The sequence below is a fragment of the Pelagibius sp. genome (assembly GCF_965249265.1).
Taxonomy (GTDB): Bacteria; Pseudomonadota; Alphaproteobacteria; order Kiloniellales; family Kiloniellaceae; genus Pelagibius.
Genome location: NZ_OZ252224.1, coordinates 2,001,721 through 2,014,293 on the forward strand (window position 1 = coordinate 2,001,721; position 12,573 = coordinate 2,014,293).

12 protein-coding genes and 1 tRNA gene are annotated in these 12,573 nt (G+C 62.9%); 11 read left to right on the top strand and 2 right to left on the bottom strand.

All coding sequences use genetic code 11. The features are described 5' to 3' along the window. Nucleotides 1–32 precede the first annotated feature (32 nt). The 9 genes from glpX (at nucleotide 33) to ACP146_RS09570 (ending at nucleotide 8,988) form a co-directional block, all read left to right on the top strand. On the top strand, nucleotides 33–1,001 hold the full coding sequence (gene glpX, locus ACP146_RS09530) for a class II fructose-bisphosphatase (RefSeq protein ID WP_422369635.1): 969 nt from the start codon (nucleotides 33–35) through the stop codon (nucleotides 999–1,001). 5 nt (nucleotides 1,002–1,006) lie between these two features. Beyond that, nucleotides 1,007–2,812: a single-stranded-DNA-specific exonuclease RecJ gene (gene recJ, locus ACP146_RS09535; protein WP_422366523.1), complete on the top strand. Its 1,806-nt coding sequence runs from the start codon at nucleotides 1,007–1,009 to the stop codon at nucleotides 2,810–2,812. Nucleotides 2,813–2,939: 127 nt separating this feature from the next. Further along, complete coding sequence (locus ACP146_RS09540; protein ID WP_422366524.1) at nucleotides 2,940–3,863, top strand: DUF1194 domain-containing protein; 924 nt, start codon at nucleotides 2,940–2,942, stop codon at nucleotides 3,861–3,863. Nucleotides 3,864–3,956: 93 nt separating this feature from the next. Beyond that, nucleotides 3,957–4,032: transfer RNA gene (locus tag ACP146_RS09545), tRNA-Glu, on the top strand. Nucleotides 4,033–4,342: 310 nt separating this feature from the next. Beyond that, nucleotides 4,343–5,326, top strand: a complete 984-nt coding sequence (locus ACP146_RS09550; protein WP_422366525.1) for a heme/hemin ABC transporter substrate-binding protein — start codon at nucleotides 4,343–4,345, stop codon at nucleotides 5,324–5,326. A gap of 12 nt (nucleotides 5,327–5,338) precedes the next feature. Then, nucleotides 5,339–6,424, top strand: coding sequence for a FecCD family ABC transporter permease (locus tag ACP146_RS09555; RefSeq protein ID WP_422366526.1), 1,086 nt, complete (start codon nucleotides 5,339–5,341; stop codon nucleotides 6,422–6,424). After that, nucleotides 6,418–7,230, top strand: a complete 813-nt coding sequence (locus tag ACP146_RS09560; protein WP_422369636.1) for a heme ABC transporter ATP-binding protein — start codon at nucleotides 6,418–6,420, stop codon at nucleotides 7,228–7,230. Before ACP146_RS09555 ends, ACP146_RS09560 begins: the two co-directional genes overlap by 7 nt. Before the next feature lie 58 nt (nucleotides 7,231–7,288). Continuing rightward, the gene (locus tag ACP146_RS09565) at nucleotides 7,289–7,600 is read left to right on the top strand and encodes an antibiotic biosynthesis monooxygenase family protein (protein WP_422366527.1); all 312 of its coding nucleotides are present in this window, start codon (nucleotides 7,289–7,291) and stop codon (nucleotides 7,598–7,600) included. Between the two features lie 353 nt (nucleotides 7,601–7,953). Next, on the top strand, nucleotides 7,954–8,988 hold the full coding sequence (locus tag ACP146_RS09570) for a matrixin family metalloprotease (protein ID WP_422366528.1): 1,035 nt from the start codon (nucleotides 7,954–7,956) through the stop codon (nucleotides 8,986–8,988). 13 nt (nucleotides 8,989–9,001) lie between these two features. On the opposite strand, the gene ACP146_RS09575 is transcribed toward ACP146_RS09570, so the two are convergent. Both ACP146_RS09575 and ACP146_RS09580 read right to left on the bottom strand, forming a co-directional pair. Beyond that, nucleotides 9,002–9,568, bottom strand: a complete 567-nt coding sequence (locus ACP146_RS09575; RefSeq protein WP_422366529.1) for a GNAT family N-acetyltransferase — start codon at nucleotides 9,566–9,568, stop codon at nucleotides 9,002–9,004. 105 nt (nucleotides 9,569–9,673) lie between these two features. Continuing rightward, nucleotides 9,674–9,934 carry an RSP_7527 family protein gene (locus ACP146_RS09580; protein WP_422366530.1) on the bottom strand — a complete coding sequence of 87 codons (261 nt, stop codon included), beginning with the start codon at nucleotides 9,932–9,934 and terminating at the stop codon, nucleotides 9,674–9,676. 373 nt (nucleotides 9,935–10,307) lie between these two features. Between ACP146_RS09580 and ACP146_RS09585 the strand changes: the two genes are divergently transcribed. Together ACP146_RS09585 and livM are read left to right on the top strand one after the other, a co-directional pair. After that, the gene (locus ACP146_RS09585) at nucleotides 10,308–11,222 is read left to right on the top strand and encodes an ABC transporter permease subunit (RefSeq protein ID WP_422366531.1); all 915 of its coding nucleotides are present in this window, start codon (nucleotides 10,308–10,310) and stop codon (nucleotides 11,220–11,222) included. 3 nt (nucleotides 11,223–11,225) lie between these two features. Then, a complete protein-coding gene (gene livM / locus ACP146_RS09590) occupies nucleotides 11,226–12,542 on the top strand; it encodes a high-affinity branched-chain amino acid ABC transporter permease LivM (RefSeq protein ID WP_422366532.1) in 1,317 nt (438 codons plus the stop codon). Nucleotides 12,543–12,573 lie beyond the last annotated feature (31 nt).

Below are 12,573 nucleotides of genomic sequence, written 5' to 3' on the forward strand. Positions count from 1 at the left end.
GAAGAGGGACAATGCCCAAAAGCAGCACTGCGATGGACCGGAACTTGGCTTTGGAGACGGTTCGCGTGACCGAAGCGGCCGCCCTTGCGGCGTCGCGGCTGATGGGCCGTGGCGACGAGAAGGCTGCGGATCAGGCGGCGGTCAACGCCATGCGACAGTCTTTGAACGGCCTGGGAATCGACGGCACCGTGGTGATCGGCGAGGGCGAGCGCGATGAGGCGCCGATGCTCTACATCGGCGAAAAGGTCGGCGGCGGCGGCCCGGCCATCGATATTGCCCTCGACCCGCTTGAAGGAACCACCATCACCGCGAAGGGCGGCCAGAATGCGCTGGCGGTGATCGCAATGGCTGAGGCGGGTAACTTCCTGAACGCCCCCGACACCTATATGAGCAAGATTGCCATCGGCGGCGGATTACCGGAGGACCTGGTGGACCTCGACGAAGAGCCGGCCAAGAATCTGGCCAACCTGGCCAAGGCCAAGAAGGTCGAGGTTTCGGATCTGGTGGCCTGCATTCTCGACCGGCCGCGTCATGGCGAGGTGGTTGCCAAGGTGCGCGAAGCCGGCGCGCGGATCGTTTTGATCGGCGACGGCGATGTCTCCGGCGCCATGGCGACGAGCAGCCCCGACAGCGGTGTCGATATCTATATGGGGGTCGGTGGTGCGCCGGAAGGCGTTTTGGCCGCGGCGGCGCTGCGTTGCATCGGCGGGCAGTTTCAGGGACGCCTTGTGTTCCGCAACGACGACGAACGGCGCCGCGCCGACCGTTGGGGCATTACCGACTATGACCGCAAGTACAAGCTGGAGGAACTGGCCAGCGGTGACGTGATGTTCGCCGCCACCGGTGTGACCGACGGTTCGATGCTGAAGGGCGTGCGCCGCTTCCACGGCGGCGCCACCACCCATTCCGTGGTGATGCGGTCGAAATCCGGCACCGTGCGCTATGTCGAAGCCCACCACAATTTCCAGCGCAAGACCTGGTACGACGGGCTGGGCGTCTAGACGCGATGGCCGCGACCTCGCCTGCATCCAACGCGGAGCGCGGCTGTTTCCTCGGGGTCGAACGTTCGCTGACAGGCAAGCGTTGGGAGGAGCGCCTGGATGAGGCCCGGCTCGGCCTTGCCTTGTCGCAACAATTGGGTTTGCCGGAAATCATCGGCCGCGTGCTCGCCGCTCGCGGCGTTGGGGTGGAGGAGGCCGAAGGGTTCCTGAATCCGACCCTGCGCGATTACCTGCCGGACCCTTCTGCCTTTGCCGACATGGATAAGGCAGCAGAGCGGTTGGCCAAGGCGATCGGCGCGGGAGAGAAGATTGCCGTCTTCGGGGATTACGATGTCGACGGGGCCACGTCTTCTGCCTTGCTGTGGCGCTTCTTCGCCGAGCTGGGCGTCGATCTGGAAATCTACATTCCCGACCGTATGGCCGAGGGTTACGGCCCCAATGCCCCGGCCCTGAAGCGGCTGCGCGCCGGCGGTGTCAGCCTGGCAATCACGGTGGATTGCGGTATCACCGCCTTTGACGCTCTGGCGGAGGCCGCCGAAGCGGATCTTGAGGTCATCGTCGTCGATCACCATGCCGCCGAACCGCGCCTGCCAACGGCGGCGGCGGTGGTGAACCCGAACCGTCTGGACGACGGCAGCGGACAGGGCCAGATGGCCGCTGTCGGTGTCGCCTTCATGCTGGTCGTCGCCCTCAACCGTACTCTGCGGGACAGCGGCTGGTACGCTGCCGGAGGACGAAAGGAACCGGACCTGCGCCAGTGGCTGGACCTCGTCGCCCTGGGCACGATCTGCGACGTGGTGCCGCTGACCGGCGTCAACCGCGCCCTGGTTTCCCAGGGCCTCAAGGTTATGGCGCGCCGCGCCAATGCCGGGCTTGCGGCGCTGAGCGATGTGGCGCGCATCGACGAGCCGCCGGGCACCTACCATGCCGGCTTTCTGCTGGGCCCAAGGGTCAACGCCGGCGGGCGGGTCGGCGAGGCGCCCCTGGGCGCAAAGCTGTTGTGCAGCAACGACGGGAGCGAGGCGGCGGCGATCGCCGCCCGGCTCGACGATTACAACGCGGAACGGCGGGAGATCGAGGTCCAGGTTCTCGACCAGGCCATTCGCCAAGTGGAGGAACAGGGGCCGGGGAAGGGGCTCGTCGTCGCCGCTTCCGAGGGCTGGCACGCCGGGGTCATCGGCATCGTCGCCAGCCGTCTGAAGGAACGCTACAACCGCCCGGCGCTGGTCATTGCCCTGGACGGTCCGCTTGGCAAGGGCTCCGGCCGATCGGTACCGGGGGTGGATCTCGGGGCAGTGGTGATCGCGGCCCGGCAGGAAGGCCTGCTGGTGAACGGGGGCGGACACCCCATGGCGGCGGGCATCACCCTGGAAAGTAGCCGCCTGGGCGCACTGACGGCATTTCTGGACGAGCGCCTGGGCCGCCGCCTGGCCGAGATTGCCTACCGCCCGGCCCTGGGGATTGACGGTGCCTTGCAGCCCAAGAGCGCCACTCTGGAACTGTTTGCAGCTCTGGAGCGCTGCGCTCCCTTCGGGGTCGGCAATGCCCAGCCGCGTTTTGCCCTGCCGGCGGTCAAGGTGGCCCAGGCCTCGGTGGTTGGTGAGAACCATGTGCGCTGCTTTCTTTCCGGTGCCCAGGGCGGCCGCCTGAAGGGCATCGCCTTTCGGGCCCTGGACAGCGACCTTGGCCCCGCCTTGCTGCAAACCGCCGGAATGCCTTTGAATGTTGCGGGGCGGCTGCAGATCGACCGCTGGGGAGGCAAGGAATCGGTGCAGTTCATCATCGAAGATGCGGCGCCGCTGGGCGCCTGACAGCCTTCGGAGAGGCCGTTTTCCGCGGAACTCCGCCTTTCAGGCCATCGCCTTCAAATTCCGGTCAGCAGCGCTATTCTCCGGGACAGGAGGCTGCTTCGGCAGGTAAGCTTTACGCATGGATTTGATGCGCAGATCTCTTGCAAGAACGGTCCTGGGTGGAATGCTGCTGTTCGGCGGGCTGCCGGCTGGCTTTGCCGGCGATGTCCGGGCGAACGACCAACACCCTGAGCGGAGCCGGGACTTCGCCGCCGAGCTGGCGCAGCTTTCTGCACAGAGGCAGGTTGTCGATCTGGAGCTGGTTCTGGCCGTCGATGCTTCATCTTCCGTCTCTGCCGAGGAATTCGACCTGCAGATGCGCGGCTTTGCCGATGCTTTCCGCGATCCGGCGGTGGCCGCGGCAATCCGGGCGACCGGGGAACTGGGCGTGGCCATTGCGATGATCCAGTGGTCCGACAATCGCCGCCAGCACGTTGCGATCGATTGGCAACACCTGACGACGGCGGAGTCGGCGGAGCGCTATGCGGATCTCATCGACACCACGCCCCGCTTTCTGGACGGGGGTGGTACGGCCATCGGCGGCGCCATCGAATTCGGGGTGCGCCTGATCGAACGCAACGCCTTTGAGGGCGTGCGCAAGGTGATCGACATTTCCGGCGACGGCCGGGCGAACCAGGGGGCCCAGCCGGCGAAGCTCCGCGATCTGGCGGTTCTGCAAGGGATAACCATCAACGGCCTGGCGATCCTGAACGAGGATTCCTCGGTCGACGCCTACTACCGCAGTTCGGTGATCGGTGGCACCGGCGCCTTTGTGATGACCGCGAACAACTACGAGGACTTTGCGGCAGCCATGCTGGAGAAGCTGATCAAGGAGATCGGCGCGGTTCCGGTCGCCCACGGCCCCTCCGACGGCCCTTCAGACACGGGCGGCCCTGAGGGCGCGCCAACGACGCCTGGCGGTACCCAATTGGCCGAGAGAACCGGCACGCTGCCGGGCCCGGCCACGGACCGCGATGCCTCCCGGGAGTCCGGCGACCTCCCGGGTTATTAGTATTTCCTGTCGAAAGGGCTCAATTTCTGCCGTTCCGGGCGCCGCAGAGGGTTGCATTCCCAGTACGAAGCGGCTACATCCTCTGCGCTCTGGGACCCCATCGTCTAGAGGCCTAGGACACCGGCCTTTCACGCCGGCAACACGGGTTCGAATCCCGTTGGGGTCGCCATCCTTTCCTTAAAGCTGCCACCGGTCAGAAGGTCCTTGAGATTCTCGGGACTGAAGTTTTGTGACCGGTGTTTGCGTTAGGCGCACCCACGCGGCGGGCCTCGCGCTCGTCGGATATGAACCGCAAGGTCTGCAGATCCAGCGCGCGAGCTTGGAAGAGGATCAGTCTTAGCGGGACGCGGGGCCCTGACTGGGCGAGACTGTGACATTGCCCGAAATCAGCCGAATTATCTTGCCCATAAAGATGGCGCGGCATAGCCTTTAACCTATTATGCGAATGACTATTATTCGCACATTATGGGAGCTGCTCCTTGAGTTCACTGGATACCCTGGCGCGAAAAGGGAAAACGCCGGTTGTTGCTCGGTTTTTTCTTCGCATGTTCAGGATACGGCCCGTTGTGGGACGGCGGGTTTGGCGGCAGGCAAGCTGCTGTCTTGTTGCTGGCCTTGTGACTCTTTTTCTTCAGCCGAGTCCTGAGAACGCAAGCGCAGGGGACAGCAGCCGTGTTGTCTCCATTGGTGGCTCGGTCACCGAGGTTGTCTATGCGCTCGGTGCGGGGGATCGCTTGATCGCCGTTGACAGCACCAGCCTGCACCCGCCTGAAGCGCGTGACCATCCGGATGTCGGCTACATGCGACGGCTTTCCGCAGAGTCGATCCTGGCATTGAAGCCGACGTTATTGCTGGCCGTCGAAGATGCAGGGCCTGCAAGCGTGCTCGACCAGCTTCGCGCCGCCGGAATGAGTTTGGTTATCGTGCCTGACGTGCCCTCGAATGAAGGTGTGTTGCAGAAGGTGGATGTCGTCGCAAAAGCCCTCGACCTGGAGGCCGAAGGGCGGATGGTTTCGGACAGGCTCCGAGAGGAACTCGCGCTGCTCGGCGATGATTTGAGCAAAGTCGGTGGGAAGCCCTCAGTGCTTTTTCTGCTTTCCGTGGGCCGGGGGGCTCCGCTGGCGGCAGGGCGTGATACCTCGGCGGCGAGTATCATCGGGCTTGCCGGCGGCCGCAACGCGATTGACGCCTTTGATGGTTACAAACCCCTGACTCCCGAGGCAATGGTCGGCACTGAGCCGGACTATATTTTGGTGACGGAACGCACTCGAGACCTGCTTGGCGGAGAGCAGGCGTTGCTTACGCGGCCCGAAATCGCCGCGATGCCGGCGGGCCGTGAGCGCCGTGTGATAACCATGGACGGTCTACTCCTTCTCGGTTTCGGTCCGCGCACGCCGCAGGCGATCCGAGACCTTGCCGCTGGCCTTCATCCGGATTGGCCGGCTTCCTCCGTTTCCGATTAGCGCAGCGCTACGATGGAAATGGCTGTCGACATCGCCCAGGCGGTGGAGAGACAGGCGAGGCGGGCTAGGTTTGCGCTTCTCGCACTTACGGTGTTGTTGCTGGCGGCATTTTTTCTTGCGATTGGCTATGGCGCCGTTGCGATAGCGCCACTTCAGACCCTGGCGATCCTGCTGGACCAACTTGGCCTGAACATCCTCGATGGCTATGAGGAGGTGCAGAAGGTGGTGCTGCTGGTTATCCGTTTGCCGCGGGTTTTATTGGGGCTTCTGGCCGGCGCGGCCCTTGCTGTTGCCGGCGCCGCTCTGCAAGGGCTCTTTCGCAATCCTCTTGCCGACCCGGGACTGATTGGGGTGTCCACAGGTTCTGCCCTCGCGGCCGGTGCCGCCATCGTCTTCGGCGGTACTCTGCTGGGTGTTCTCCCCGGCTGGGTCAGCAACGCCCTGTTGCCCTTTGCCGCTTTCGTCGGCGGCTTGGCAACGACCCTTCTGGTTTACCGCATCGCCAGCCGTGATGGACGCACTGAGGTCGCGACAATGCTATTGGCCGGCATAGCACTGAATGCCCTTGCGGGAGCGGGGATCGGCCTGCTGGTCTTTGTGAGCGACGATCAACAGCTCCGCGACCTGCAGTTCTGGCTGCTCGGCGGTCTTGGCGGCGTGACCTGGCCGAGCCTCTTCTCGGCAGCGCCCCTGATCCTGACACCAATCCTTCTTCTCCTGTTTTTTTCCCGCCAACTCAATGCGCTGCTTTTGGGAGAGGCGGAAGCCACCCATCTGGGCTTCGATGTGGAGAGGACGAAAGGTACGATCGTCATTCTGGCGGCCCTGACCGTCGGCGCGTCGGTTGCCCTGACCGGTGTTATCGGCTTCATCGGCCTGGTGGTCCCGCATCTGGTGCGGCTGATGATCGGGCCGGACCATCGTACCCTGTTGCCGGCTTCGATCCTGTTGGGCGCGGCATTGCTGCTATTGGCCGATCTCGCCGCGCGAACCATCGTGCTGCCTGCGGAACTGCCTGTTGGCATCCTGACGAGTTGTATCGGCGGACCGTTCTTTCTTTGGCTCTTGATCCGCCGCCGCAGCCTGGGGATGTGGTAATGCTTGCCGCTTTGAATCTGCGATACCACTACGGAGCCAAGCCGATCCTCTCCGATGTTTCCCTTCCCATAAGGCCCGGAGAGGTGCTTGCCGTCATCGGTCCGAACGGGGCTGGCAAATCGACTCTTCTTCACCTGCTATCCGGGACGATAAAGCCGCAGAGCGGTGAGGTGAGTCTCGATGGCCGGCCGTTACGTCAGTGGAGACCCGTGGACCTGGCAAAGCGACGCGCCGTGCTGCCTCAGACGCCGCTCCTGAATTTTCCATTCCGTGTGCTTGATGTCGTTTTGTTAGGCCGCAGCCCTTTCGCCGGACAGGCGGCGCGGCAGGAGGATCTGCGGATCGCTGCCGCGGCGCTCCACGAAGCGGATGCGGTTCATCTTGCCGAGCGGATCTATCCCACGCTTTCAGGCGGCGAGCGACAGCGCGTGCAGCTTGCCCGGGTGCTGACCCAGGTCTGGCCGGCTGCTTGTGATACGGCTGGTGAAGGTTCCGGCAAGCACGAAAGCCGCTATCTGCTGCTTGACGAGCCGACAAACAATCTCGACATCGCCCATCAGCAAACGACTCTCGCATCCGCACGTCGCCTGACCGACCATGGTCATGGGGTGCTGGCGGTCTTGCATGATCCGAATCTGGCCGCATTCTACGCTGACCGCGTCTGCATCCTGAAGGACGGCGAGATTATGGCCGAAGGAACACCGGATACCGTTATCACTGAGCGCAACCTCGAGGCCGCTTTCGGTCTGCGCGTAACAGTTATGCGCCACCCTGGAAACGGACGAGCCGTCATGGTGCCGGGGTGAGCGGCGCACTTCATATGTGCAGGTAAGAGAACCACCTATCAGGACTATGGAGGATCGCATGTACATCGCTATGAACCGTTTTCAAGTGCGTCACGGTCACGAAGCCGAGTTCGAGGAAGTCTGGAAAGGCCGCGACAGCCGGCTGAAGGGTGTTCCAGGCTTTGTGGAGTTTCACCTGCTCAAAGGGCCGCAACACGAGGACTACAGGCTCTATTCGTCCCATACCCTTTGGGCATCGCGTGCTGATTTCGAAGCCTGGACGAAGTCGGAAGCCTTTCGTGAAGCGCATCGTTCCGCCGGTGGAAACCGCCACATGTATCTCGAAGGACCTCACTTCGAAGGTTTCGATGTCGTTCAGCATATGAAGTGAGGGAGTAATCCGGGCCGGCCGCCGGCCGCTAACCCCTCGGGGGTAAGGGCGGCTGTTCATTTGCGTCGCCCGCTAGACGTTCTGCGCGGCAGGACACCTAATCATTTGTGCTAGCCTTGTCCGGTTGATCCGGGCTGCCGTTCGCCTGCCCGCGGTTGTGGGTGGGCTTGGCGGCCGCGGCGACCTCCGCCTGCCAGCAAGGGGAATGCGCCATGGCCAGCAAAAAGCCGCGTAAGAAAAAAGCCAAAACCTCTCGTAAAGCCAGCCCTAGGAAGACTGCTCCCAAAAAGACCGCTCCCGGGAAGACCGCTCCCAGAAAGACCGCTCCCAGAAAGACTGGTGAGAGCGCGGAGGTGAAGATCTGCGCTTTGCCGTCGTCGCCCGAGCGCGACCTTGCGCCGACCATGGATCCCTTCCGCGCCTCGCTGATCCGCTTCATGGACAAGAAGTGGGTGAACGGCACGGCGCTCAGCTACTACTTCTTTCGCAAGCCCGCGGCCTGGCGTGGCGCCGACAATCAGGAACAGGCGGTGCGCGATGCCTTTCAGGAGTGGAAGGATCTGGGACTGGGTCTCGTCTTCAATGAGGTCGATGCGCCGGAAGAGGCGGAGATCCGCATCGGATTTGATCACCGCGACGGCTCCTGGTCCTATGTTGGCCGGGATGCCGTCGATCACGCCAGCGATCCGCGCAAGCGCACCATGAACTTCGGCTGGGACCTGACCACTCCCTATGGCCGCGACACCGCATTGCACGAAATCGGTCACGCCCTGGGCTTTCCCCATGAGCATCAGAATCCCAACGCCGGGATCGTCTGGGACGAGGCGGCGGTGATTGCCAACTTCTCCGGCCCGCCCAACAACTGGCCGGAGGATCAGATCCGCCACAACATCCTCCGCAAGATCGACCCCTCCCTGGTCGAAGGTTCGGAGTGGGACCCGGATTCGATCATGCACTATCGCTTCGGGCCCGGGCTGATCACGTTGCCCGCGATTTACAAGACTCAATCCTTGATTCCGGCGCCGGGCCTCTCGCCCATCGATATCGACCGGGCGGTGGCCTTTTACCCGATGATCAATCGCGAGCCCAGGCTGCGGCCCTATGAATCCCAGCGCATCAGCATCCTTCCGGGCGAGCAGTTGAACTTCGCGATCGAGCCGGAGCGCAGCCGCCTGTACAGCATGCAGACCTTCGGCGGCATGGATACGGTGATGGTGTTGTTCGAGGAGGTCGACGGACAGCCGTTCTACATGGACGGCGACGACGACAGCGGCAGCGACTTCAATGCCAAGATCACCGTGCGGCTGCGCCGCGGCCGGCGCTACATTCTGCGTCTGCGCCTCTACTACGCCATGCAGCAGGGTGAGGGCGTCTTGATGCTGTGGTAGCGGGCTTCCGGTTTCAGGCCCGGCCGCGGCCGCCCATTGGGACGTCGGTGCTTTGACCGAGCAGGCTGAGCAACAGCGCACAGCCGTCCCCGAAGACTTCGGTCATGACCGACAGCGGGGTCGGTTGCATGGTACGGATGCGGGCCTCGACATCGCCTTCGACTGCGGTCAGTTCCCCGGAGAACTTTCGCACGATCTTTTTGATCGGCTGATTATCCGGAAGGCAAAGCAGAAAGACCGTGCGAAGGCCGCGGTTCCGCGCGACCAGCAGCGCTTCGGCGACCAGGCGGGTGCCCAGGCCCTGCTTCTGATAGGGGCCTTCTACCGAGACAGACAATTCGGCATTCCTGGACCAGCAGGAACCGATCCTGCGCAGTTCGACGACCCCGTGCAGACGATCCTTGTCAAAGACACCCACCGCCCAGGTCTGCGACCAGTCGATGGCCTCGGCATAGCTATCCAGGCCGGCATCTTTGACAGCGTGCCCGAAACGCAATCGGACATCATCGGCAGAGAGGCGTCGCAGATGCCCCTTCAGCTGGTCGGCATCACAGGCCGACAGCTTGCGAACAGCAAACATCGTTACTCCGATTCCCGACCGCCGCCCGGCCTGTGTTGATCGCTCCTGCGGATCGCCGCCGGGCGCAACAGACAGGTGAAACGGCGGTCGCTGACGGCTGCCTGGTTACGCCTGGAGAGCGGGATTGCCGGCGGTCTGGCCGGTCCCCTTCGTCTCATCGGATTTTGGCTGCGCGCTGGCGATGCGGGCGAAGAGGCGCTTGAAAAACGTCGCGATGGCTTCGGCCTGCATGCGCCGGCCCTCGGCGATGTAGCGCTCGATCTGATCTCGATCCAGCGTGAACTCGATTCCCTCCGGCGCGCGGTTGATAGCGCTCTCGGCGGTGGCCGCTTCGGCCCCGATAACTTCGTTGCTTTGGTGCTTCATCTGGAAACGTCCTTGCTTTGGTGTTTCTCTTGAGCACCTCCCTAAACCGCACTTGTTATTGCAGTGCACGGTTAAAAATGTATGTATATTTCAGACTGTTGCAACGAAAATGTTGCGCTGCATCATAGGCATGCGAAAGACGCATAACGCTTGCCGAAAGCCCGGTTAGACAGCCTTGGCCGGGACTGAGACGGGTCTTGAGCCAGCCGGGAGTGATAGCGTTTGACGCTTGCGCGATTTGGCGTAAGGTTCGCGGCTGGAAGCGTTACAGGGGGATGAAAAGGCTGGCGGGCGGCTTTCCCGAACGATCAAGGACCCGCTTAAATCAATGAAGCAGGGGCCGGGGCGAACAGCACCCCGGCAGACGGGGTACATGGAGTATTTCCTTCAGCAGTTAATCAACGGGGTCACCCTGGGGGCGATCTACGGATTGATCGCCATTGGCTATACGATGGTTTACGGGATCATCGGCATGATCAATTTTGCCCATGGCGACATCTTCATGATCGGCGCCTTTATCGGTCTGATCACCTTTCTCATTCTTGGCCTCGCGGGCATCACCTGGGTGCCTCTGGCACTGCTGATTGTGCTGGTCGTTGCGATGCTTCTGACCTCGGTCTACGGCTGGACGGTCGAACGTCTGGCCTATCGGCCTCTACGCGGCTCGCACAGGCTGGCGCCGCTGATCTCGGCCATCGGCATGTCGATCTTCCTGCAGAACTATGTGCAGTTGCTGCAGGGCGCGCGGGTGCGCCCGATGCCGCCGGTGGTTCAGGGCGGTGTCACCCTGATGGAGACCGACGGTTTCGCCGTGCAGCTCAGCTACGTGCAGATCATGATCGTGGTGACGACGGTCGCCTTGATGACGATCTTTGCCCTGATCATCGCCCGTACGTCGCTGGGCCGGGCGCAGCGGGCCTGTGAGCAGGACCGCACCATGGCCGCGCTGCTGGGCATCAATGTGGACCGCACGATCTCGCTGACCTTCGTGACCGGTGCGGGCCTTGCGGCGGTCGCCGGCATCCTGTTCCTGGTCTACTACGGCGTGATCGATTTCTACATCGGCTTTCTGGCCGGCATTAAGGCCTTCACTGCGGCTGTGCTCGGCGGCATCGGCTCGCTGCCCGGCGCCATGCTCGGCGGCCTGCTGATCGGGTTGATCGAGACCTTCTGGTCGGCTTACTTCACCATCGAATACAAAGACGTGGCTGCCTTCTCCATTCTGGTCCTGGTGTTGATCTTCCGTCCCACCGGTCTGTTGGGTCGCCCCGAAGTCGAGAAGGTCTGAGCCATGGCTGTTGAGGCGGATAAGCCCGGCTGGGCGGCGAATGTCGACTTGCCGGCCCTTCTGAAAGAGGCCGGCCTTGCGGCCCTGGTCATGTTCGGCCTGGCGATTTCGATCATCGGGATACGCACGGTCACCATTACCGGCGGTCTGGGGCTTGAGTATCGCTGGGACTGGGTGGCGTTTTCGGTTGCGGTGGTTTTCGCCGGCCGCTTCCTCCTGGCGCTGAGGCGGGAGACACGCAGTCCGGCCAAACGCGCCGAGCGCGAAGTGGTGATGGACCGCATCGGGGCCAGTGTTCAGAAAGCGGCCAAGGTTGCGGGCCCGCTGTTCATCGTCATTGCCATTGCGCTGCCGTGGATGCCGTTCTCGAACCGCTATATCGTCGACATCGCGACCCTGGTGCTGATGTACATCATGCTGGGTTGGGGTCTGAACATCGTTGTCGGTCTGGCTGGTTTGCTCGATCTCGGCTATGTCGCTTTCTATGCGGTGGGAGCCTATTCCTACGCCCTGATCGCCGTCCATTTCGATCTTTCGTTCTGGATCTGCCTGCCGCTTGCCGGGCTTTTCGCGGCCACCTTCGGCGTCATTCTCGGCTTTCCCGTATTGCGATTGCGCGGCGACTATCTGGCCATCGTGACACTGGGCTTCGGTGAGATCATTCGGGTTGTGTTGCTGAACTGGTATGAGTTCACGCGGGGGCCGGACGGAATCTCGGGCATTCCGCGGCCAAGTTTCTTCGGTCTGCCTTTCAGCCGGCGGGTACAGGAAGGCGAGCAGTCGTTCCATACCTTCTTCGGGCTCGACTTCTCTTCGATGCACCGCATCATGTTCCTCTACTACCTGATCCTGGTGCTGGCGCTGATCACCAATTTCTTCACTCTGCGCATTCGCAAGTTGCCGGTCGGCCGCGCCTGGGAGGCGCTTCGGGAGGACGAGATCGCCTGTCGTTCCCTCGGCATCAACCCCACCAACACCAAGCTGACGGCCTTTGCCATCGGCGCCATGTTCGGCGGTTTCGCTGGTTCCTTTTTCGCGACGCGCCAGGGCTTCATCTCGCCGGAGAGCTTCACCTTCGTTGAGTCCGCGGTGATCCTCGCCATCGTGGTGCTGGGCGGCATGGGCAGCCAGATCGGCGTGGTGATCGCCGCAGTGCTGCTGATCGGCGGTACCGAGCTGTTCCGCGAACTGGAGCAGTTCCGCATGCTGGCCTTCGGCGGCGCCATGGTGTTGATCATGGTCTGGCGTCCCCGCGGCCTGCTGTCTCACCGCGACCCGACCCTGCGTCTGAACGATACGCCGAAGGGAGGGACGTCATGACCCTGGCCGAGGCGGATTCACCGAGTCACGA

Bases quoted from the DNA above. Each gene is read 5' to 3' on its own strand.
- glpX (WP_422369635.1), top strand. From the start codon at position 33: ATGGACCGGAACTTGGCTTTGGAGACGGTTCGCGTGACCGAAGCGGCC.
- recJ (WP_422366523.1), top strand. From the start codon at position 1,007: ATGGCCGCGACCTCGCCTGCATCCAACGCGGAGCGCGGCTGTTTCCTC.
- ACP146_RS09540 (WP_422366524.1), top strand. From the start codon at position 2,940: ATGCGCAGATCTCTTGCAAGAACGGTCCTGGGTGGAATGCTGCTGTTC.
- ACP146_RS09555 (WP_422366526.1), top strand. From the start codon at position 5,339: ATGGAAATGGCTGTCGACATCGCCCAGGCGGTGGAGAGACAGGCGAGG.
- ACP146_RS09565 (WP_422366527.1), top strand. From the start codon at position 7,289: ATGTACATCGCTATGAACCGTTTTCAAGTGCGTCACGGTCACGAAGCC.
- ACP146_RS09575 (WP_422366529.1), bottom strand. From the start codon at position 9,568: ATGTTTGCTGTTCGCAAGCTGTCGGCCTGTGATGCCGACCAGCTGAAG.
- ACP146_RS09580 (WP_422366530.1), bottom strand. From the start codon at position 9,934: ATGAAGCACCAAAGCAACGAAGTTATCGGGGCCGAAGCGGCCACCGCC.
- ACP146_RS09585 (WP_422366531.1), top strand. From the start codon at position 10,308: ATGGAGTATTTCCTTCAGCAGTTAATCAACGGGGTCACCCTGGGGGCG.
- livM (WP_422366532.1), top strand. From the start codon at position 11,226: ATGGCTGTTGAGGCGGATAAGCCCGGCTGGGCGGCGAATGTCGACTTG.